15 protein-coding genes are annotated in these 23141 nt (G+C 43.3%); 4 read left to right on the top strand and 11 right to left on the bottom strand.

Annotated elements, in window-relative coordinates; genetic code table 11:
• Nucleotide 1: 1 nt before the first annotated feature.
• A complete protein-coding gene (locus LX64_RS01445; protein ID WP_111595820.1) occupies nt 2–3190 on the bottom strand; it encodes a SusC/RagA family TonB-linked outer membrane protein in 3189 nt (1062 codons plus the stop codon).
• 499 nt (nt 3191–3689) lie between these two features.
• Between LX64_RS01445 and LX64_RS01440 the strand changes: the two genes are divergently transcribed.
• From LX64_RS01440 to LX64_RS01430, 3 genes are all read left to right on the top strand, one after another.
• Nucleotides 3690–5117, top strand: a complete 1428-nt coding sequence (locus LX64_RS01440) for a sensor histidine kinase (protein ID WP_111595819.1) — start codon at nt 3690–3692, stop codon at nt 5115–5117.
• A gap of 6 nt (nt 5118–5123) precedes the next feature.
• A complete protein-coding gene (locus LX64_RS01435) occupies nt 5124–5819 on the top strand; it encodes a response regulator transcription factor (protein ID WP_111595818.1) in 696 nt (231 codons plus the stop codon).
• 68 nt (nt 5820–5887) lie between these two features.
• Nucleotides 5888–6436, top strand: a complete 549-nt coding sequence (locus tag LX64_RS01430) for a hypothetical protein (RefSeq protein ID WP_111595817.1) — start codon at nt 5888–5890, stop codon at nt 6434–6436.
• Here LX64_RS01430 and LX64_RS01425 read toward each other — a convergent pair.
• The 10 genes from LX64_RS01425 to LX64_RS01380 form a co-directional block, all read right to left on the bottom strand.
• Nucleotides 6384–7352 (bottom strand): hypothetical protein, encoded by a 969-nt coding sequence (locus LX64_RS01425; protein WP_111595816.1) that lies wholly within the window; start codon nt 7350–7352, stop codon nt 6384–6386. The genes LX64_RS01430 and LX64_RS01425 overlap by 53 nt on opposite strands.
• A gap of 363 nt (nt 7353–7715) precedes the next feature.
• Nucleotides 7716–8234, bottom strand: coding sequence for a DinB family protein (locus LX64_RS01420; protein WP_111595815.1), 519 nt, complete (start codon nt 8232–8234; stop codon nt 7716–7718).
• Between the two features lie 59 nt (nt 8235–8293).
• On the bottom strand, nt 8294–8866 hold the full coding sequence (locus LX64_RS01415; protein ID WP_111595814.1) for a Crp/Fnr family transcriptional regulator: 573 nt from the start codon (nt 8864–8866) through the stop codon (nt 8294–8296).
• 19 nt (nt 8867–8885) lie between these two features.
• Nucleotides 8886–9383 carry a hypothetical protein gene (locus LX64_RS01410; protein ID WP_111595813.1) on the bottom strand — a complete coding sequence of 166 codons (498 nt, stop codon included), beginning with the start codon at nt 9381–9383 and terminating at the stop codon, nt 8886–8888.
• Nucleotides 9384–9495: 112 nt separating this feature from the next.
• A complete protein-coding gene (locus LX64_RS01405) occupies nt 9496–9876 on the bottom strand; it encodes a hypothetical protein (protein ID WP_111595812.1) in 381 nt (126 codons plus the stop codon).
• Between the two features lie 102 nt (nt 9877–9978).
• Nucleotides 9979–11091: a glycoside hydrolase family 88/105 protein gene (locus tag LX64_RS01400; protein ID WP_111596323.1), complete on the bottom strand. Its 1113-nt coding sequence runs from the start codon at nt 11089–11091 to the stop codon at nt 9979–9981.
• Nucleotides 11092–11100: 9 nt separating this feature from the next.
• Nucleotides 11101–12366, bottom strand: a complete 1266-nt coding sequence (locus LX64_RS01395; protein WP_111595811.1) for a DUF2264 domain-containing protein — start codon at nt 12364–12366, stop codon at nt 11101–11103.
• Nucleotides 12367–12375: 9 nt separating this feature from the next.
• Nucleotides 12376–13815, bottom strand: coding sequence for an alpha-L-fucosidase (locus tag LX64_RS01390; protein WP_170132804.1), 1440 nt, complete (start codon nt 13813–13815; stop codon nt 12376–12378).
• 25 nt (nt 13816–13840) lie between these two features.
• The gene (locus tag LX64_RS01385) at nt 13841–15637 is read right to left on the bottom strand and encodes a RagB/SusD family nutrient uptake outer membrane protein (RefSeq protein ID WP_111595809.1); all 1797 of its coding nucleotides are present in this window, start codon (nt 15635–15637) and stop codon (nt 13841–13843) included.
• Between the two features lie 21 nt (nt 15638–15658).
• Entirely contained in the window at nt 15659–18874 is a 3216-nt protein-coding gene (locus LX64_RS01380) for a SusC/RagA family TonB-linked outer membrane protein (protein WP_111595808.1), read from the bottom strand.
• A gap of 257 nt (nt 18875–19131) precedes the next feature.
• Between LX64_RS01380 and LX64_RS01375 the strand changes: the two genes are divergently transcribed.
• Nucleotides 19132–23118 (top strand): hybrid sensor histidine kinase/response regulator transcription factor, encoded by a 3987-nt coding sequence (locus LX64_RS01375; RefSeq protein WP_111595807.1) that lies wholly within the window; start codon nt 19132–19134, stop codon nt 23116–23118.
• Nucleotides 23119–23141: the final 23 nt, after the last annotated feature.

Below are 23141 nucleotides of genomic sequence, written 5' to 3'. Positions count from 1 at the left end.
ATTAGAATTGAATGTTGATACCTGCAGAGAACGTAGTGATGTTTGGATATACCCCGCCGTTAGACGTGCTAAGTTCCACATCCCATAATTTGAATTTGCTGAACGTAAGCAAATTGTAGCCCATCAAGTAGATTCTGCTAGACGCAATACCGGCACGTTTTGTCCAGCGCTTAGGTAAAGTGTAACCCAATTCCGCCGATTTCAAACGTAAGAAGCTCATATCCTTTACCCACCAAGAGCTTGGCAAAGTATTGTTATAGTTCTCGGCCTGTCCGAATGCTAAACGTGGATAGAATACATTTTGGCTTGGGTTTTCCGGTGTCCAACGATCTGTAGCAACCGCGTACACGTTACTTACACCTCCATCACCATTGAATGGCATAATACCACGACCGCTTAACATTACATCTGCATCAGATTGACCTTGGAAGAAGGTACCCAAGTTGAAGTTTTTATAAGAGAGATTAATACCAAAACCGTACACGATCTTCGGTAAGTCGCCACGACCAATTCTTGTTTGATCGAAGGCATCAATTTTACCATCACCATTCAAATCCCTGTACTTAATATCACCCGGTTTCAAGCCTGCACCTTCTGGTTTAGGGCTTTTCGCGATTTCTTCATCAGAAGTAAATAAACCTTCAGCTACGTAACCGTAACGAGATAAGATGTTGGTACCACGACGATCCATCCAAGGATATTTCGGGATCGGTTGATCGTTCTCAATCACTTTATCTTTATTGTAAGTGATGTTACCCATTAAGCCGATATTCACTTCACCGATCTTCGTATTGTACTCGATGCTTGCATCGATACCTTGGTTATCCACAACACCTAGGTTACCCCAAGGGTTGTTCGTTAATCCCACGAAGCTAGGTACCGCTGCACGTTGCATGAAGATACCTGTACGGTGTTCTTTAAAGTAATCGAACGTAATCGCTAACTGGTCGTTGAACATGCGTAAGTCCACACCGAAATCCATTTTGCGGGCAGTCGACCAGGTAACGTCTACTGCGTAATCGCTTACGTTAATACCTGCGAAACCAGTACGACCAGAACCGAAGGTGTAGCCTGTAGCATTGTCATTCAACAAGGTAACATAGGCGAAACGACGAGCATTATCACCAGACCCCAGTAAACCGCTACCTACTTTACCATCGGAGAAACGGAATTTAAGTAAGGACACCACTGGTTTGAAGTTCACGAAGAAGTTTTCATTCGACACAACCCAACCAATACCCCATGCAGGGAATAAACCGTAACGTTTGTTCGGCGCAAAGTTTTCAGAACCGTTATAACCGGCGTTGATTTCCGCGAAATAACGATCTTTCCAAGAGTAGGTAGCACGACCGGCCACACCGCGTGTTCTGTAAGGAATACTACGGGTGAAATCGCCAGCAAATGGGTTTAAATAATCGGTTTGGTTATACAAGATCAAAGCCGTTACGTGGTGCTTCCCGAAGGTAGAATCGTAGTTCAAAGAAGACTCGGTATAGAAACGGCGGTTACCGCTCCTGTTGGCATTGTAGCCCAAGAAGTTATTACCTTGGAAAGTACGCACGAGGTTCAAAGAACCATCGGGTTTGTACGGTGTAACAGGATCTGGTACGTAAGTATCTTCACGTTTTGTACGGGCTAAGGTGTTGGCATTGAACGCATCGAAAGAGAACATCGATGTGAAGCTTAAACCTGGCACGAGCATCTTAAGATCTTGGGTAAGACGTACGTTGGAATATAGTTGGTTTTTGAATTCGTTGGCATAACCACGGCGTGTAACGTCGGCATACGGGTTGCGTTGATCACCGTTCGGGTTACGACCTGGTACGAAGTTACTGGGGTACATAATTGGGTACTCAACCGGCGGAATCCAAAGCGCTTGCTCGAAAATGTAAGTAGAGCTGAGGTTAATGTTACCGTTACCATCGATGTTTACAGCACCACCCGGGTAGTTACCATTGGAAATATACCCTTGGATACCCAAATCCATCGTAGTACTTGGCGTTACTTTCACATTCAAGTTACTCGTAAAGTTGTAACGGCGGTACTTGATCGCTTGGTTGTACTTCGCGAGATCGTCGGTTTTAAACATCCCTTTCTCGTCGTAGAAACCTAACGACACGTAATAGTTAGCCGTGTTACCACCACCTGTTACGTTCATATTTGCACGGCGGTTGTTACCGAAGCTGTTGAAGATCGCATCCATCCAGTCAACATTCGGGTATAGGTATTTATCCGTGTTATTCGCCGTATTGTTAATGTATTCTTGGGAGTATTTTGGTGTATGACCACGTGTTTCTAAAGCTTCGTTGGCGAGCTTCATGTACGTAAGACCATCGGCCATTTTAGGGATTTTGGTGAATTGGGTTAAGCCCTCGTTGTATTCTACGTTGATACGAGGTTTACCTGATCTACCGGTTTTCGTTTTCACAATAATTACACCATTCGCACCGCGAACACCATATACAGCCGTAGCAGAGGCGTCTTTTAAGATGGTGAATGATTCCACATCTTGCGCGTCAATATTGGCAATGCTTCTTTCCACACCATCTACCAATACTAAAGGACGGGTAGGACCGTTGGTGAAAGAAGAGATACCACGTACCCAGAAGTCGCCGTCATCGTGACCAGGTTCGCCGCTACGTTGTACTGCTACGATACCTGCAATTCTACCGGCCAATACGGTGGTTAAATTCGCTACGGGTTGCTTTAACTCGCTTACTTTGATCGTAGATTGTGCCCCTACAAGGCTAATTTTCCTTTGGCGACCGAAACCTACCACTACCACCTCGTTCATATTACCCTCTTCTGCTTCCAGTGTAATATCGAGGAGTACAGAGTTGTTAATAGTAACGATTTGTGTTTTAAAACCGATGTAGGAGATTTCAAGCGAGCCTTTTGGATCGGCTTCTACGGAGAAGGAACCATCGATGCCGGAGGTAGTACCGCGGTTGGTACCTACTACTTTAATGGTGGCACCGGGCACTGGCTTACCCGACTTGTCTTTAATAACACCGGAGATCTTAACATCTTGGCGGTTGGCAGATGTTACAGTAACCCCGGGCGCGCTTGCGTACCGTGGAACAGCGCCATATACATCTTGTCCCATTGCTGCTAGGCACAACGAGGATAGGCATAAGGCTACCGTACGGGCAGTGGGAATACTCCGCCCGCGAGATAATTTCTTACTCATGGAAATTTGTTTAGACTGTAATTGTTTCCCCTTGCGAGGGAGAATTATTTTGGTTGAATAATTAAATGTGTAAAATGTACTCTTTATATTATCTAAATCGATTTAGCAACATATTTTTAAAAAAGCATTAACTTGTTATTTTTATACCGTCAACCGAAATCTTAATAGTTAATGTTTGTGCCGTAGGAAAGGATTGTACTGATTGTATTCGAAAACGTGGCGAGGTTACAGGATACTCGCTAGAATAGTTTATCACTTATTACAAGACCTAATCATTGATATACAATACAATTTTTTCTATGCCTTTGCTAAATCGATTTTTCACTACATCAAAAAAATATCTCGATGCTAAAATAGAGAAGGAATATGAATAATGTTGTCAATAAAAATCAAACAAATCGTAAACAATATTAAAGCAATTGTAAATGAATTGTAAAGTTACAATTGTAACTGGGTAATCCACGAATACACATCCGTCCTTATTTGCCAACCGATTGTTATGCAACGTCAATTTAGAATATATATCAGCGTTACTATCTTCTGTTTCATCGCGTTAATTGCTGTGCAGTTATTCTTATTGTACAATACGTACGAACTGCTCAATGAACGCTTCTACTATGATAAAAAGGATAAGCTCAACCAATTATATGGCAAGGCCATCGCCAACGACGTGGTGTACCCCGGTACGCATGCCATTGTCGACTCTATCCTACACCCCCAATTCGAAAAGTTATCCCATCTATATTACCACAACCCGCAACAATACAGGGTCTTTTCTAACCAACTCATCCGGATAATATTCGAAGAAGTCAACGCACATAATACCGGGCATGCCCTTATTGCCGAACTCCTACAAGAAGCCGGTATACCCGATAGCCTCCGCTTCTCGTTCCTTATTCGCCGTATCGATCTCACGTTCGATGGCAAATCGTACGTGCCTTTTTACAACGCCTCCTTGAAAATCCCAGGTATACCCCAAGCTGTGCAACACGAAAAAGGACTCCTTTTCCATCCCGATAATTTCGAACTCACCAATAGCAACAAAATTTCAGGGGTAGGTATCAGCAGGCCCGCACCTAATTCCTACGCGATGAATTTTCAATTACATGCCCAACCATATAACAAGCGCTTCGCTATTCTTGAACAAATGCGCGGAACGTTTACTTCTACTGTGGTGACATTATTAGCGCTGATCGTGATCTTTATTCTCACCATCCGAAACTGGATGCGACAAATCCGTTTATCGAATATGAAATCCGATTTCATTAATAACGTTACCCACGAACTTAACACACCTATTACTTCCATTATTATGGCATCGTTACATATCCAACATGCCAACAATGAAGAATGTCCTCCTAAAACGGTACGGATGGCACAGATTATAGAAAGGCAGTCGGAACGCCTACGGCACTTGGTGACGCGCGTTTTGGAGTTTACGAATGTGCGGCTATTACCGGTAAAAAAAGAGCAGTTGTTCTTACATACAACAGTGGAAGAGATCATAGAAACCTACCGTTTGCAATTACAAGCATCGCAACAAATCATTTTTCAACCTTCAGCGGAGGTGATTTTAGTTGAAGCCGATCCTTTTCATTTCACCACCTTATTACAGAACTTAATCGATAACGCGTTTAAGTACAACGAGCGCGAACATAAAATAGTCACTATCAGCATAGGTATTTCCACGAACAACATTCAATTAACAGTAACCGATAACGGTATTGGTATGCACAAGCATACCATACAGCATGTATTCGATAAATATTACCGTTATCAAGATCACAAAAGCTCGCCTGTAAAGGGCTTGGGCATAGGCTTATATTTCGTGAAGCAGTGTATACTCGCCCACCACTGGCAGATCGAGGTAAAGAGTGTGCTCGACAAAGGCAGCAGGTTCATCATCACGATTCCTATAAAAGCATAGCAAAACATGTCGTACCACGTATTACTTGTAGAAGATGAAGCCGATTTAGGCAATTTAGTTAAACAGTATTTAGAGCTCCAGCAGTTTAGCGTTTCCTGGGTATCGGACGCTCATAAAGTTACGTCCACCATTGCTGCCAGCGAAACTCCTTTCCACATCGTATTGTTGGATGTTAACTTACCCGGTAAAAGCGGCTTCGATCTCTCGAAAGATATCAGGCAACTTTATCCACAACTACCCTTCTTGTTCCTTACCGCTAGGAATGAAAAAGAAGACCGTTTAGCGGGCCTTCGCCTCGGGGCCGACGATTATATCGTTAAACCCTTCGATGCGGAAGAATTGGTGCTTAGAATGTCGAATATCATTAAACGCAATCAAGCCAGCCAACACAAAAAGCGCGACTCGTTCTTACAGATCGGGCAAATGCGGTACCAACCCGATAGTCTTACGTTTACCGATGCTACCGGCAAGGAAATCATTTTCACCCAGAAGGAAAGCGATTTACTGCTCTATCTTTTCCACAATGCCAACAAGGTATTGAAACGGGAAGAGATACTGTCGCAAGTATGGGGTACCGACGATTACATTGTAGGTCGTAGCCTGGATGTATTCGTTAGCCGCTTCCGTAAATACTTCCGGCAGGATCAGCAGGTGAACATTAGGAATGTATACGGCATTGGGTTTATGTTTTCGGTTCGCTAAGGGTATTTCATGCAGGCGCATACAAAAGGTATGTGCTTGCATGGGATTTAATAGTATTTTTACGCCCTATGAAAAAATTAACATTCGAAACCGGGTTGTTCAGTCGTTCTCTTTTGGTGTACATTGTACTGATGTTAATATGGACATTTGTTAATTACACGGTGCCCAACATGAACGGTATTGTGAACGTAGTGGTGTACATGTTAATTTTTGCAGTTTCCGTATTAATGGCCCAAAAGGAAATTTGGGGCATCTTCAGTTTCCTCTACATCTTTGCGATATCTGCCTTTATTATTTGTGTTGATTTTATTGTGATTATGATGACGGTTAGTATAGAGAACATCATCATCGCGAATGTTATCCACGCCTTATACCTCTCGGCCGCTGTTACGTTTTTCATCAACCGTATTTACGGTATTTACTTCAACAAGGTATTGTTAGTCGTACTTTTCTTTGGACTACTGGCTGCTTTTGAATTCATTACCCAATTTGCACACAATATCCAAACGGTATATAATATTCACCCGTCGGTTACCATGCTAAGTATAATTATAACCACTATTTTTATTCCCGTGCTGGTTGGGATGAAGTTGAAACCCGCGGCTTCGGTGGAATAATGGATGTTCGTTTCTTTCCTTTTGCTTTTCTGTTCCAACAAGGGGGTGGTGGCGTTAGTGCGCCCTTTTCATTCACCCGCATGGCAGCTGCTCGTTGACTTAACAGCATTTGAACAGCCGGTATAATTACAGCCCGTGTTTCCTTCTTTTCCTGTACCGATGGCATAACCGCTTGCTTTTCCGATACTGCAATAATGCTCATGGCATTGCAGTGCTTACCACGGATGTCGTATGCTCGCCCTTGTAACATTTCAATAAATATTACGCCCAGCGATACGAAAATATGCCGGTGTTCCTGTTGCTGGAACTTAGCTGTTAGTGTAATTCCTTCGTTAGTTTGCTTGGCAATTGCCATAGTAGTGGTGGTAGTACTTACACTGTCCATTTCATTTGTATCAAAATTGATGGCGTGTACCGTTAGCATTAGCTTGTAATGGGTAGCGTGTTTGTGTGCTCGCAAGCGATTGGCGGGTGAGAAGGCTGGGATATCTACAGTAGCCGTGCCTTTTGTTCTATCTATAGCTACTTGGTATGGCGTATTGAAGGTGCGTTTGAAATGAACGTCCTTGTTAAACTCGAAGCCCATTAACATATCAATACGACCATCTTCCACGGTGCGTTCGCCCCGTATATGCGTGGTATCGCTTTTAATCACTTTCAATAATTCGGTTGATAGCCTCCTGTACATGGTACTATCAGGAAACAATTCCATTGTTTCTTTGAAACCAAAGCGAATATCGGCCGCTACCTGCGCGGCACGCCCGAACTCTTTGCGATGTGACCGTATTTTCTCGTATTGCTCCGCGTCCCAGTTAGTGGGTTTACGGTAAGGGGTGGTGGTAATGAACCCATTTTTAGTGGGGTAGAATGATACCCGTTCCAGCTGTTTGAACGGCATGTGTACAAGTTTGCCCATTTGGATGAAATTTATGGATGAACGATAGCATATTTCCCTATTACATGAGCAAAAATTAAGCCTAACTATTGCCTCAAACCCCTTGTCAGTAGCCGATTTAGGCACTGATTATCAACTATATAAAAACAAGCTTTTAGTTGTTAATGCCTTAGAATGAAGGCAATAACATTTTGCCTATCTCTCGAAGTAAACACGACAAAATTACGGGTGTACCCCAAGGAAATGACACCCTTACAAAGGCATGAAAATGAGTGATATAGCCATCAATTACATGGACATTACATGGGTGCTACATGTCATTTACTTGGGCATTACTTAGTTATTACATGGGAAATACATGCCAGCTGGCTGGTAGTGTAAGTGTTACAATTGTAACCCGAACTCCATTTTACGATAAACACTGCGGCGGATCATGGCTATTTGTCCACAATGCCACATGGTGTGATGGATATTCCAATCGATGGCTTCTAGCTTGTTATGGGCAATGGGATGGGTGGGCGTAATGGGTTCCAAGGGGGCTGTAAGTGCTTGTTCGGTTAGCTGTGCGATGATGTTGAGGGATGTTTGCTCCATGGTGTGGAGATCAGCGAGGAGTTGTGGTATATCTATTTGGTTCACAGCTTCCTTGGGTGGATTGGCGGTGAAGAGTTGGGCGTACTGCTGTAACGGGATGCTTTGCAGGATATTCATTTGATGGCCTTGGATTGCCCAAATAGCGTGGTAATAATGGCTTACGACCAAATGACCTACTTGCCAAGTAATATTGGATTGCATGTTGTTTGGGATGATGTGCCACTTATCAATGGGTATGTCATCAATTAACTTGTGCGTCCAAGAGTGTGTATGGCGGGTTTGTTGTAGTAAGTGTGAAAGGGCGTCCATTTTTGGTATAAAGGTACGGTGTGGGGCTGCGGGGAGTGGTTGACTTTGGTCAAGAAACACTACCGGCTTGCCAATTTCTTACGGATGCGGCTAAGGGTTTCAGGGGCTACAGCTACATAGGAAGCCAGTAAGTATTGTGGAATACGGTTGGCAAGATCTTGTCTTTCTGCGATTAGTTGTTCGTATCGTTCGGTGGAGGTATGAAGGAGTTGGGATTTGAGGCGATCGTGCATTTTGAGGAATAGGAATTCATTCATCTTCCTATTCATGTCTTCAACAAAGGGCATATCTTCTGCAAGGGCACGTAAGGTCTCGCGATCAATTACATATACAATGGCATCTTCTAGGCACACGATTTCTTTTTCGGAGGGCTGTTGTGTAACAAAGCTATAGTAATCGGCTATGAATTGGTTTTCGTAGGCGAACTCGAATACAACTTCTTCGCCATCTTTGTGGAATACGCATTTCATGAGCCCGCTTTCTATGAGGCCAATGCTATGACATGTTTTACCGGCGGCTTGGAAAACAGTACCGCGTAGTAATTCCACCTTGGAGAACTTCGACAGGAAATGTGTTGCCGACGAAATTGGGATGTTGAATTGTTGCGCGATATGTTGTATGGTATACTGCATGTTCGTATATCTATTCTCCCTAAAATAAACCTAGCACTACATCTTGCGGATAACTTGCATGCAAAGCTGCTTGTAATGCTTGGAACGTGTCGATTGAGAAAGCTGCTTTTCTATCTTCTGCATATACCTCGTTCGTCATTAAATGGGCAATTTTCTTGAGTTGGTAATACAATGTAAGTAAGAACTGTTTTTGCTCGACTTCAAATTGAAAAATAGTAGAAAAGGGTTCTCTAGAACCAGACTCTTTACTTTCTATTATCAACAGCTCAGGCTGATGAGGCTTTCTTTTGATATAAATATGATTCCATTCATCATAATTGCAGAAAGACCATACAAAATCATCTTTGCCCTCTAACAAACTATGCATGGTGCCCATCAGAAGAGGCATTGTATCGTCGATCGATACCAAGCTTCTTATTTCGTAGATATTATCTGCAATATGGAATAATAGCGTAACGGAATCGTTTCGGTTAAGGCGGATAAGGATATCAGTATTGTCGTTTATAGGGTAGTTCATTGTGTTATAAATTTAGTAAAACACTTCAATCTTCAACGTCATTGGGATAAAAAAATCGGTGTGTTATATCTTTGGGGTACCGCTCTTGCAAGGCTATTTGTAGTGCTGGCTGTTACCTCACTAGGTAAGGGCTTCTACCTGGTATAAGTTCCTTTAAAGTAGTCCACCCACCACTTACCAATTGATAGCTTTCATGATGTTTTACCAAAGTAGCGTTCTTCCAACCACCTGTTGCTTGCAATGCTCCATAAGCTTGTAGTTTTAGGGTATCGCTTTTTTCTTCATAATACCCAATTACTTTATAACCCTCTTGTAAATGGTTGTCTTTCCGCTTCTCAAAAACCAAGGCAAAACTACCTGTTGCATTAAGGGCGATTTCTATATCCCAAATGGTGTTATACGATACACTACAGTGTTCTTTGTGGCTATGAAAATATTTAGTAGCATCATATTGTTGATGTGGCAATAGCATCAAAAGGATTACTGGTAGCATAGTTAGGCTATTTATCGTGGTTCAATGTACATCAATTCCCCGCATAAAAAAAGCAAAGCTGTAGAACACAGCTTTGCTTGCTTATTAGAAAATCAATCGCAATTATGAACGTTGTAATAGGCGGTATAATTCGCTACCTGTTAGTAAAAAGGCTCCTACGCCGTATACTTCGGTGCTATTATAATCCACTACGCCGGGTTTCTCGCCAATCTTTTGCACGAAGCCTAGCTTACCATTTGGGTGAACGGCGCTTACCAATGCATACCATGCTTTTTGCACAACGGGGAAGTATTCTTTCTTCGGTAATATACCATGGCGAATACCCCAGGTGAGGGCATAAGCATAGAAACCGGTGCCGCTAGTTTCTTTTGATGGGTAGCTGGCTTGGTCTAGCAGGGCGGTGTGCCAGGTACCGTCTTCGTGTTGGATAGCTGCAATTTTCTTTGCCATCTTTTTAAAGAGGGCTTCGAATGTTGGGCGGTTAGGATAGTTTTTCGGCATGTTTTCCAGCATTCTTACTAAACCTCCCATTACCCAGCCATTACCTCTTGCCCAGAACATTTTCGCGCCGTTGGCTTCTTTTTGAAGGAAGTATTTACTGTCGCGGAAATAGAGGTTCTCGGTGCTGTCGAATAAGTAGGCGGTTGTTTTCCACCATAGTTCGTCGGCAGTTTGGAGGTACTTCGGGTTGCCCGTGGCTGTAGATAGGTATGCTAATGCGGGCGGGCCCATAAACAAGGCATCACACCATGCCCATTCGCGTAATTGGATGCTATTTTTCCATTCTAGCGATTCGGTATGTGGCTTGTTGACAATGCTGTCGGCGAGTGCTTGGAATTTGGCAATCATGACAGGTTGCTTGTATTGCATGTAAAGTTGTGCATACAATTGACCTACGCAATAATCATCGGCGAAGAACCTGCGATGGCCTGTATTCCAATCATTCTTGTTGCCTACTTCTTGTAAGAACTGGTTGTATACCGGCTTTTTGCTGAGCTTGCCTAGTTCTACAATGCCAGTGTACAAGGCGCCATTTGTCCAATCCCACCAAGGCCATTTAATATGATCTTGTCGAAATTCGTTGATCTGCCAATCGCCTACGCGTTCCATGATGGCTAGAATTTTCTTCGGTGCCAGTAAGGAATCTTTTGGTGCAAAGGCAAAGGTTTGTAGGCAGAGCAATGCAATAACAACTGTGCTAATTATTTTCTTCATCTTCATTCATTAATAATCAACTGCATAATCCTTTTGGAAAGGTTTTCCACTCCATGCTTTCCGCTGTGTCCACTCGGCGAAATCGCCGCTCCAGAATTCATGTGAAGCAGGGAGGCCAAGGGCTAAGAACACGAGCGATGTAATATACATGCTGCCGGTATTCGAGTAATAATCGGAAAGATCGGCTTGTTGATCTCCCACTAAACCCAATGTTAGCCAATCGCCTTTGCGGAAGGTTTTCGGTACAAACATATTCTTCATCACGGCAGTTAATGCACTTCTTACTTGTTGCGGGGAAATACCTTTGGGCAATTTATTTTCCAATGCTACTTTTACGAGTGGTTGGAAAGCGCCTACACGGTACGTGGATGAACGGCCGACTACGAGGAAGGTACCTTCCGGTGAAATATATCGTTCTTGGAAGGATGCATACCGTTGCATACGCTTATAGGCTTGATCGTAGGCTGCTTGCGGGCGGCGTCCTTTCTCCACGTTCACTCTTAACACATCTACCAACATAGGGTGAATAACGTACCCGTTGTAATGATCGAAGTGGAAAAGATCGCCATCACTGTACCAACCATCACCCACATACCAACTCGTAATTTGGTCGATGGCATGATCGATTCTTTCTGCATTAAAATCTTCCCCGATACTCAATAAAAACGTTTCTACCATGGCAGCGAATAACAACCAATTGCTGTTAAACGGTTTAATAACGCGCATGGCTTTGAACTCGTTGATATATTGATCCTTTGTTTTTTGAGAAAGCGGTTCCCACAATGCTTTCGGTGCATATAGAAATGCTTGCGCGATATAGGCTGCATCTACAATAGGTTGACGTGTTTTCTCGTCGCCCCAATACAGGTAATCTGCACTGGCCATATTTACAGCATGCGCTAAGCTTTGCTGTGTTTGTAAGAGCAAGCGCTTGCGAATTTTTCCTTCTTCGGAATCATCTACGGGCAGGGCCAAGAATGGAGCAATACCCGCGATGAGTCGACCAAAGGCTTCCATATATCCCACTTCTTTATTCCTACCATCCCAAGTAGGACTATATTCCATGGGCATATTCTCACGCAATTTATCTTGGCTCATATTGCTCAATACCGGCGTGGACATCTTATCTAATAAATGCACCCAATAAGCGCGGTCGTCTCCCTTAGCGGGTGTTTTACTTTGTACATCGATGATGTTAGCGGCGCTTTCTTTCGCAGGCACAAAACCCATGATGCCTAGTAGCGACGACCAGCGTATAAAATTTCTTCTTTGCATATGCGGGAACTATGTTTTTGCTTTTTGCTCTGTTTCAACTTGGCTTTGCTGCTTCGTATCGATCACTATTACGAATGGCGATGTAGGTTTCATGCCCTTTGGTAATTGGATATAGGAAGCATTGTAATCTAACTGCTCGGTACTTAGTACTGTACTAGGTGCTTGTAATAAGCTGGCTTTACCGATGCTTGTGTTCTTTGGCAATTTCACTTTCAAGCTACCGTTGATAGGCACGTTGAATACGACCATATAGATTTTATCATCGTTTTGTTTCTTAGTGAAATAGCCCCAATCTTGTTTTTCACAGTTAGCGTATTCACAATCATAGATCGCCGCGTTGTTTACTTTCATCCAATCGCCCATTTCTTTGGCAACAGTGATTTCTTCTGGGCGGAAAGTACCATCGGCTTTAGGGCCGAAGTTTAAGACGAAGTTGCCACCGAGGGATACACATTGGGTCGTCATTTCTATACATTCGTACGAGGTTTTCCAATGGCCAAGCCATTTTTCTGCATAGCCCCATCCGTTTTCGGGGATGGTCATTACACAATCCCAGTCGTTACCATGTACATCGGCGTATGTTTTCGGGATTTTACGTTCCCAGCCTTGTTCATAGTCGCCCATTAATACCCCGTTGGCATCGTTGTGGCGGTTACCGAATTCATCGGCCCGTAAGCGGGATCCAATGATTAAACCAGGGATGAGGGATTTAAGATGTTGTTCCAACGAATCGCTGAAGGCACCGCTTTTCTTCCAACTTGTATCCCAGGTACCGTCGAACCATAAACCTTTTGTTTGTGGGTACATTTTCAGTAGCTCGGTGAGTTGGTTTTTAGTGAATAGTTTGAAGCGATCGAAAGCTACACTGTCCTCTTTTGTTTTGAGGTCGGTACGCCAATCGGGGTGGCTCCAATCCATTACCGAGAAGTATAAATACACGTCGATACCTTCTTTCGTGTAGGCATCTACCACTTGCTTCACAATGTCTTTTTTGTAAGGCGAGTTAGCAACGGTGTATTGGGTGTATTGACTAGGCCATAGGCAGAAACCGTCGTGGTGTTTTGTTGTAAACGTCACGTATTTCACGCCCATTTGTTTGGCCATCTTTGCCCATTGGGTGGGGTTAAAGTTTTCCGGGTTGAATTGTTTGTATAATGAATCGTATTCGGCGTGTGGCACTTCTTTCCAAGAGCGAATCCATTCGGCGGCGCCGTTATAATATTTGCCATTATACTTTCCTTCGAGTATAGAATATAAGCCCCAGTGAATAAACTGGCCGAGGCCGTAGCTGCGCCACTTGGCCATGTCGGCATCGGTACGTTTACCTACGCGGTGTGCACCGTGTTTGAGGGCTACAGGTTGTTTTGTAGTTTGACTGTTGGCATTTCCAAACATCGTCACACAGAGCAACAGCAGCAAGCCTATCCTTCGCAAGTCATACTTTCTCATAAACATGTTGATTTTGATTGAAATATTAAGGTTGTTCCCAACCTGGGTTTTGGCCTAAATTTTTATTGAGTACAATATCCGCGATAGGAATAGGGAAAAGATACTGTTTATTTTCGTCGAATGTTCTACCTGTAGGTAATGTTTTATAATACGGTAACAGGAATCCTTCGCTACTTAGATACACATCTTTGTTAATCACTACTTTCGGGAATTGTGCTTGTACAAACTTGATACCTTCTACAGGCACTTCTAACAAGCGGCCGGCTTTCCAGCGCATTAAATCGTGCCAGCGTGTATTTTCGAAAGCCATTTCTACGCGGCGTTCGCGGCGAATTTCACGAAGTAAAGGCGCAACTGGGTAGCTAAGATATTGATGGTAGATATTATCTAAACGGGTATCGGCAGGTTCTTGCCCGATGGTTAAACCTGGCATGCCTACCCTTGCACGTAAAGCGTTGATGGTTTTATCGATAATCGTTTGGGTGATGGCACCTTGTTCGTACTTCGCTTCGGCGTATGTTAAGAGTATTTCAGCATAGCGGAAAACGGGCGCGGCTTGCATACCGTTCGTAATACGATCCCAATCAACCGGGTTATTATAGAACCATTTGGCTACGCGGTAACCCGTAGGGCATTTATTACCTGAAAGGCCCGGAATATTGGGTTTGGGTGCATTATCGGCGCCACTGGTTACACCTACAGCGAGGTTGTAGGTACCGAAATTGGCGATTGTTTGTGTAAGGCGTGGATCGCGGTTGGTAAACTCGGCTTGAATAGAGTCTTTGCCTTTGAATAATGGGCTAGTAGAAATGGTTAAACCATCTGTACACAAATATTCATCTACCAAGCTACGCGTTGCACCGAATTGGTGGCGTAGGTTCTGTGCGAAATAGCGACTGAACGCAGCACCATAATTGAGCGTTGCGCTGTATTCTTTTGCGAGAATAATTTCGGTGTTGCCTTTATAGGATTCTGTAGCGAATAGATCGAAGTAAACGCTGCTTGTGGTGCCTTGTTTCAAAGCGTAGCGACCACTATTAATCAACTCTTCCGATGCATCGGCGGCAGCCTTTAAGTAGGCCGTTGGGTCGAGTTTTAAATCGGTATGGTATTTACGGTATGTACCTTCGTGTAAACCTACACGGGCTTTTAAGAACAGGGCCATATCCTTATTCAAACGGCCCGATTTTTCGGCCCCTTTTATTGGCAGCATCGCAATTGCTTTATCCAATAATGCCATTACGGAGTCCATAACTTCTCCGCGTGGTGTGCGGGCTGCGTATAGTTCGGGAGAATTGGTTTGCAAGGAATGTGATAGCCAAGATACATCACCGAATAGTTTTACTTTTTCGAAATAGTCCCATGCTTTGAAGCAATATACTTCACCGAGGTACACATTTTTTTCAGCCGGCGTAATAGGTGCTTTTTCGTAGTTATCGATAAAGTAATTGAGTGCGCGAATATTGGCGTAATTCCATCCACCAGAACCGGCGGCGCCGCTAAGGTGTGCGTTATATTGATTGGCGCTAACACGTGCATAGCTATTAGGCGCAGCGTTATCGCTAATTACATCACCATAAGGTAAAATGGCGGCGTTCACACCATAAGGAGCCACTGTGCCGTCGGCCCAGGCATCGCTGAAACCGATGATATATTTTGGGTAGAAACTGTTGACATAGATTTCTAAATCGTTCCCCGATTTCCAGAAGGTATTATCTGTTATTTTATCGAGCGGGTACCTGTCGAGAAACTCTTTATTACAAGCGGGCAATGCCATCACAGACAGCATCGTTACCAGGCATATATAGAATGATCTTTTCATGGCTGTGCGAATTTGAATTGGTTAAAATGACACTTGGATACCTGCGGCAAGTGATTTCAGGATCGGGTAGTTAGAGCTTAATAATTCTGGATCGAAGGTGCTAGGCAGTTTCGAGATTTGGAATAAGTTGTAGGCAGCAGCGTATACTCTAACGCGGCTTAACTTAATTCTTTCCGTGATGTTTTTGGGAACGGTATAGCCTAACGAAATATTCTTCATTCTTAAGTAAGCACCATTTTCCAAGTAGCGCGTTTGTACTTGCCTGTTGCCGGCCTTGTTTTTATAAGCTGGGTAGTATGCACCTGTTCTATCCGGCGTCCAAGAATTGTTATATACTTCCCAAGTGCCTGTAGAACCAGCGCCCCAGTATAAGCTGTTACCGATCCATACATCACGTTTACCAATACCTTGCAGGAACATGTTAAAGTCGAACCCTTTGTATTGCAAATCGATATTTACGCCGAATTGGAAACGAGGGGTACTGTTACCAATAATTCTACGATCGCCGGGGTTATCTACCGTGTTAGCACCATTGGTAATGGCTGTATCGCCGTTTAGGTTTTTGTAACGAATATCGCCCGGGAACCACAAACCGCTTTGGATAGCACTTTGGATAGGTGCTTCGTCAATTTCTTTTTGTGTTTGGAAGATACCTTCTGTTACATAGCCCCAGATTTCGCCCAGTTTTTGGCCGGCATATAGCGTGGATAATTGCTTATTGGGGTTGCCTTCGAACTTCACTACTTCGCTTTGGTAATCGCCTAGGGTAAAGGCTACATTGTAGTTTAAGCCAAAGGAAGTAGTGTTATGGTACTTGGTGGTTAATTCCCAACCGGTGGTTAATAACTCACCTACGTTTTGCGTGGGTGCAGATGTACCTAGTACGGAAGGGTATGCTGTACCGGGTGTTAAGATATCTTTCGTTCTACGTTTGTAGTAATCGAAATTTACTTCCCAGTTTTTAAACGCTACCATATCAAAACCAAAGTCGATGGTGGTGGCTGTTTCCCATGTAAGGTTTGCATCTACTAAGCCGGGTGGTGTAATACCTGGCGGGCGAATACCGTTCAGCAAGTAACTAATTTGAGAAGTAGTACCGTAGGTAGGAATGTAAATGTAATTCGCTACGTTTTGGTTACCAAGGCTACCATAAGAACCCCTGATTTTGAAATCGTTGATAACGTTTTTAATGCCTTCGGCGAAACCTTCTTCGGTAATTCTCCAACCGGCAGATACGGATGGGAATAGTTTGTATCTACGATCGGAAGGGAAGCGCGAGGTACCATCGTAACGACCGTTAGATTGTACGAAGTACTTGTTTTTGTAGTTGTACATTAAACGGTAGAATATACCGCGTACGGCCCAGTGCGATTCGGAATCGTCGGCATATTGGTTACCGAGGGATTGGTCGATTACCGGGATGCCGGGACTTAATAAATTCTCGCGTTTACCGTAGAGCGATTCATCCGTGTACCATTCTTGGTTGAAACCTACCAAGCCGTAGAGATTGTGGTTTTGGTTGATGGTGCGGGTGTAATCGGTATAAAGGTTGATCGTGTATTGGTTCGAGTGGCTCGTGTAACGATCTACGTAATCGGGATTGGTATGCGCGGTGGTAGGATTCGTCCAGTTATTTTCTATACGTCGCAACTGTGGTACCACGGTTTTGTAGCCGTTGTTATACGATTTATAGGAAAGATCACTTTTAATGTTCCAGCCTTTTACTGGTGTAAGGGTTGGGGAAACAGTGATCAACGTGGTTTCATCCTTGGTTTTATTAGTAGAACCGTAATCCATGAAAGCGAGGATATTATCGGTGTACATAACGCCTACCGGGGAATTAGCCGGGGTTTTAATAGGCATGTTTACATTACGACCGGGTTCTTGCGCCATGGCCGTCCACCATCCGCCTTTGCCTGATGGCGAAACGGGTTCGGTGTAGGTGCTGTTGTTGTAGGAATTGCGGAAGTCGATTTTGAACCAATCATTTACTGCCGTGGTAAGGTTAAGCATTACGTTATAGCGGTTTTGCTTTTCGGTGTTCATCGTGAACAAACCTTCTTGACCTTGGTAACCTAAAGAAGCGTAGAAACTAGTTTTTGCGTTACCACCCGAGAAGGATAAGTTATGCTTCTGCATGGGGGCATAGTCGCGCAGCGCTTCTTTGTAAGGATTGACGTTACCGATCCAAACGATATTGTTGCCGTTCATGAACCATGGGTTCTTATGGAGTGGGTCGGCCATGTATGCTTTAATGGAATCGAGCTTTGCCAACATATCTGTTGAGGGCGAGCGGTTCTCCAGGGTTTCGGCATCTACGAGCGCTTGTTGAATAGTGGCAGCGTCTAGTAAGTTGGGGACGGCAGCGGCGTGACTCCATTGGAAGGAATTGGAGTAATCTACGCGCACGCGGTCGTCGCGCTTACCGGATTTTGTTTTCACCAATAAAACGCCGAAGGCACCACGGGCGCCGTAGATAGCGGCGGCGGATGCATCTTTCAACATCGTGACAGATTCAATGTCTTCGGGATTCAATTGGTTGATATCCATGGGAACGCCATCGACCAAGATTAACGGCGAGCCTGTGGTTACTTCCCACTGGTTATCGCTATTTAAGCCAATAGAAGTACCACCCCGAATATTGTAAGATGGTTTTGTATTTAGCTTACCGTTTCCTACGGTAATGTTTAAGTTGGGCATCACCCCTTGTAAAGCTTGACCAACGTTTGCAATAGGGCGGTTTTGCAAGCGTTCGGCACCAATTTGCGCAACAGCCCCCGTTAAGTCGGCTTTCTTTTGCGTACCGAAACCAACAATCATCACTTCATTTAAAGCGGCCACATCGCTTTCCATTGTAATGGTAAGATTCGTATCGTTGCCTACGGTTACACGCACAACTTTATACCCCATCAAAGAGAACTCGAGTATATCGCCTTTCGTAGCATTGAGTGAGAAATTACCATTGGCATCGGTGATAGTTCCTTTCCCGGTTCCTTTAATAGCAATAGAAACGGCAGGCATTGGATGACCTTCTTTATCCTTTACGGCACCTTTGATCGTTAGCGCGACTTGGTTTTGTTGAACGAAATGGTTGGTATTTTGATTTTTCGAAAACGCGGTTCCCGGTAAATAAATACAACTAGTAGCAAAAGCTAGCAGGAGGATATTTTTATGCTTTGGCAAATCCCGGTATTGCCAAAGCTTCCTCTTTTTGCCTTGAATTTTGGTTGATCTCATAAAGGTAGTTTTAGTAGATAAAGCCGTGTTAAGTGAAATAGTGCTTTAAATTCACAATCTTTTCAATTAGTTTGGGGGCACGATTTTATCTAAAAGGGGGTAAAATCTTATTCGGTAGGACAAACAAGCATCGCAAGTCACATTAATTTGAAAAACAGCCACTTAAGAATACATTAATTCAACCATTTTAGTCGAGAAAGCAGATTTTTTCCTACATTTTACATCTAGTTCCTGGTTACAAAAACGTATTTCCTGTTGTGTTGAAACTGAAATATTGCCACTTAGTATATATACTGTTGTTCCTTTTTTTGGCGGAAGAAAAATTGGGCGCACAAGAAAAAATATTCAACCATCTTACAGTTGAACAATCGTTATCGCAGAACACTGTTTTATGTGTTGCGCAAGATAAACGTGGCTTCATGTGGTTAGGTACCCGTTATGGATTGAACAGGTTTGATGGTTACCAAATCGCTGTGTACAAAACGATTCCCAGCGATTCTACATCTATCTCCAGCAACTACATTAATACTATTTTGTGCGATCGTGATGGTAAATTATGGATAGGCACAACAGAAGGATTGAGTTGGTTTGATGCGGAGCGAAATACTTTTCACCGCGCAAAAATGGATACAGTAGAAAAAGTAAATATTAGTGCTATTGAAGAAGATGAAAAAGGAAGATTGTGGGTAGGTACTGCACGCGGTGTATTTGTAAAACAAGGTAATTCAACATTCATTCCTGCGAAAAAAATATCAAACATAGAAAGCTTCAAAGTGGCCAATATATTGCGTTTGAAAGCAAATGGAAAGGGACAGCTATGGGTAGCAACTAGTCAAAAGTTGTATGTTGTATCTAATAATAAGGGAGAACAATTTTCTGAAACGACATTTATTAACAATCCTACCCAACCTACTACGTTGAGTGATCAATATGTGCAAGCAATATTACATGATCGACAGGGCAATACTTGGGTGGGTACAGTGAATGGATTGAATAAATTCGATCCTGCTACGCAAACATTTCAGCGTTACTATGCATCGCCTGGCCGTTTGTTAAGTAATAATATTCGTGCGCTGATGCAAGACCAAACTGGGAAACTATGGATTGGGTCGCAGGATGGCGTGAACGTGATGGATGTAGAGAATGGTAGCATGACGGCGTATGCGAATGATGTAACGAATGAGAAAAGTTTGAGTGGCAACTCGGTGCATAGTGTATTTGAAGACCGGGATGGCTCGGTATGGGTAGGTACATTTTATGGTGGTGTGAATATTACCCATCGATCTAATACACCGTTTACGATTTGGCAGCACAACCCGCAGAACGGGTTAAGTAGTGGTGTTATTAGTTCTATTGTATCGGATGATCGCTTTATTTGGGTAGGTACAGAAGGAGGTGGGTTGAATAGTTACAATAAAGCCACTGGGAAATTTACGGTCTATAAATACAATGCAAACATACCGGGGAGCTTACGATCTAACTTGGTGAAGAACGTGTATATCGATACTGATCATCACCTGTGGGTAGGTACACATGGCGGAGGATTAAATCTCTTCGATCCTGCCACGCAAACCTTCTCTTACCTCTTTTTTAATGAGAAACACAAGCATGCCGAGATTGTGGCTTTCTTGGAAGATAGTCAAGGCCGGTTTTGGATTGGCGGGCATCCCGGCTTAAAAGTGTATAAACGCACCGGCACGGATTTACAAAGTCTTGGGTACGAGGAAGCCTTGAAAACGTTGGCGTATAAGAATATTAGTTATTTATTGGAAGATACGCAGCATAACATTTGGATAGGTGCGTTGGAGGGCTTGTATAGATTCGATCATGCTACGCAGCAATTGCAAGCAGTACCCGTTAATGGTAGAACGAATGCTAATATTAACTGTGTTTTCCAAGACGAGCAGGGACAAATTTACATAGGATTGTATAATGAGGGTTTGGCTTTGTACCAGCCGAAAGAGGAGAAATTTATTATTTATACAACTAAGCATGGGCTTCCGAATAACAACGTATTGGGGATTTTAGAGGATGAGGCGCATACTTTATGGATCAGCACGAGTAATGGGTTAACACGCTTCACACCGGCAACTGCATCATTTCAAACATATACAAAGAGTGACAGGTTAGCCGGTAATGAATTCAACTACAATGCCTTTTACAAAGCGCCTAATGGCGAAATGTTCTTCGGTGGTACGAAGGGACTAACAAGTTTTTTCCCGGGTAAAATTGAGCGAAATACCAAAGCATCTGCATTGGTATTTACAGGATTGAAGGTATTTAATACCCCCGTAAATGTGGATAACGAGCCTTCTATTCTTAGTAAAGACATTGGCTTTACTGATGCCATGGAACTGAAGGCGAACCAGAATACATTTACTATTGAATTCGCTTTACTCAACTTCATTCACCCCGATAAAAACAAATACGTTTATAAACTGGAGGGTATTCATAAGGATTGGACGGAATTACAGAACCCATCTGTAACGTTCATCAATTTACCGGCAGGCGATTACAAATTGCTGGTGAAAAGTGCTAATAATGATGGCATTTGGAGTAAGCCGGTGACTATGCGCATTACCATTCTGCCACCTTTTTATAAAACCTGGTATGCTTACGTGCTATATGCCTTGCTACTTGCAGCCATCTTATTTTTCGTTACCCGGTTCTTTTACATGCGTGCCTTATTGCAACGCGACAAAGAACTACACGAAGCGAAGTTGAACTTCTTCACCAACATCTCCCACGAAATTAGAACGCATTTAACATTGATTATGGCGCCGATTGAGAAGTTGAAGAAAGAACATCGGCAAAACAACATTTTGCAATATCACTTGGATCATGTGAGTAATAATGTGCACCGCTTATTGAAATTGGTGACGGAGTTGATGGATTTTAGGAAAGTGGAAACGAGTCATTTAAAACTCCAAATAGGCAAGCATGCGCTCATTCGTTTCTTGGAAAACATTTACCAATCGTTCGAAGATCTTTCTTTAGCAAAGCATATCCGTTTATCGTTCACGTACGACCAGGCGACGGATGTATACTTCGATGCAGGCCAGTTGGAAAAAGTGATGTATAATTTACTGAGCAATGCCTTTAAGTTTACGCCTAGCGGGGGAAGTATTGCCTTGCAGGTGGAGCATAAGGAGGATTGTGTTTGTATTCACGTGACGGATAACGGGAAGGGGATTTCGGCGCGTGATTTAGAGAAGTTGTTTACGAATTACTTCCAAGCGGGGGATCAGCCTATGCAGCAGCAGGGTTACGGGCTTGGGTTAGCATTATCCAAGTCGATCGTAGAACAGCACAAAGGTAAGCTAACGGCTGTAAGTACACTTGCCACGGATACACAAGAAGGTTATACAAGATTCACCATTACCTTGCAAAAAGGTACCCAGCACTTAGAAGGAGAGGCTATTCATACAGGGCAGGAGGAACAAGGATTACAGCAGTTGTTTGAAGCCGATATTACCATTGATACGGCACAAGCTGCCAAGTATACCATACTTATTACAGAAGACAATACCGAGGTAAGGGAATTGATTGCCCAAACCTTGTCGCACTACACGCTTATTATTACAACAGATGGGCAAGAAGGCTGGCAAGCTGCTATTGAACAAATCCCTGATCTTATCATCAGCGATGTAATGATGCCAGGCATGGATGGTTTTACGCTCTGTAACCAGCTTAAATCCGACGAGCGGACTAATCATATCCCTGTTGTATTACTAACCGCTAAAAGCTCTCAAAACGATCAAATCGTTGGTTTGAATAAAGGGGCGGATGTTTATTTAACGAAACCTTTTAGTACGGATGTATTGGCGCTTACGGTGAAGAACCAATTAACTACGCGGGAGGTTATGCGGGAGAAGTTTAGTAAAGAATTTGTGGTGGGGCCACAGCATATTGTAATCGATCATTCAGATGAACAGTTTCTCAACAAGTTAATATCGCTTATTGAAGAGCATATGTGCGATGTGGAGTTTGGGGTTGGGCTACTTGCGGAGAAAATGGCGATGAGTCAATCCGTATTGTATAAAAAACTGAAAGCCGTGACGGATATGTCGGTGAATGATTTTGCGAAAACGATACGATTGAAGAAAGCGGCGCAATTGTTGGCATTGAAGACATATTCTGTATTTGAGGTGAGCGTGATGGTGGGATTTAATGATCGGAAATATTTCAGCAAGGAGTTTAAGAAGCAATTTGGATATGCGCCTAGCGGGATGAAGGGGGAATAATGGTGTAGGCCAAGCTTCCTAAT

This window comes from Chitinophaga skermanii, from assembly GCF_003259335.1.
In the GTDB taxonomy this organism is placed as follows: Bacteria; Bacteroidota; Bacteroidia; order Chitinophagales; family Chitinophagaceae; genus Chitinophaga; species Chitinophaga skermanii.
The sequence above is the reverse complement of the archived record's forward strand: the minus strand, read 5'-3'. Positions and strand labels throughout refer to the sequence as shown.

Bases quoted from the DNA above. Each gene is read 5' to 3' on its own strand.
- LX64_RS01440 (WP_111595819.1), top strand. From the start codon at position 3,690: ATGCAACGTCAATTTAGAATATATATCAGCGTTACTATCTTCTGTTTC.
- LX64_RS01415 (WP_111595814.1), bottom strand. From the start codon at position 8,866: ATGCAGTATACCATACAACATATCGCGCAACAATTCAACATCCCAATT.
- LX64_RS01385 (WP_111595809.1), bottom strand. From the start codon at position 15,637: ATGAAAAGATCATTCTATATATGCCTGGTAACGATGCTGTCTGTGATG.
- LX64_RS01445 (WP_111595820.1), bottom strand. From the start codon at position 3,190: ATGAGTAAGAAATTATCTCGCGGGCGGAGTATTCCCACTGCCCGTACG.
- LX64_RS01430 (WP_111595817.1), top strand. From the start codon at position 5,888: ATGAAAAAATTAACATTCGAAACCGGGTTGTTCAGTCGTTCTCTTTTG.
- LX64_RS01380 (WP_111595808.1), bottom strand. From the start codon at position 18,874: ATGAGATCAACCAAAATTCAAGGCAAAAAGAGGAAGCTTTGGCAATAC.
- LX64_RS01390 (WP_170132804.1), bottom strand. From the start codon at position 13,815: ATGAGAAAGTATGACTTGCGAAGGATAGGCTTGCTGCTGTTGCTCTGT.
- LX64_RS01435 (WP_111595818.1), top strand. From the start codon at position 5,124: ATGTCGTACCACGTATTACTTGTAGAAGATGAAGCCGATTTAGGCAAT.
- LX64_RS01410 (WP_111595813.1), bottom strand. From the start codon at position 9,383: ATGAACTACCCTATAAACGACAATACTGATATCCTTATCCGCCTTAAC.
- LX64_RS01420 (WP_111595815.1), bottom strand. From the start codon at position 8,234: ATGGACGCCCTTTCACACTTACTACAACAAACCCGCCATACACACTCT.
- LX64_RS01395 (WP_111595811.1), bottom strand. From the start codon at position 12,366: ATGCAAAGAAGAAATTTTATACGCTGGTCGTCGCTACTAGGCATCATG.
- LX64_RS01400 (WP_111596323.1), bottom strand. From the start codon at position 11,091: ATGAAGAAAATAATTAGCACAGTTGTTATTGCATTGCTCTGCCTACAA.
- LX64_RS01425 (WP_111595816.1), bottom strand. From the start codon at position 7,352: ATGGGCAAACTTGTACACATGCCGTTCAAACAGCTGGAACGGGTATCA.
- LX64_RS01405 (WP_111595812.1), bottom strand. From the start codon at position 9,876: ATGCTACCAGTAATCCTTTTGATGCTATTGCCACATCAACAATATGAT.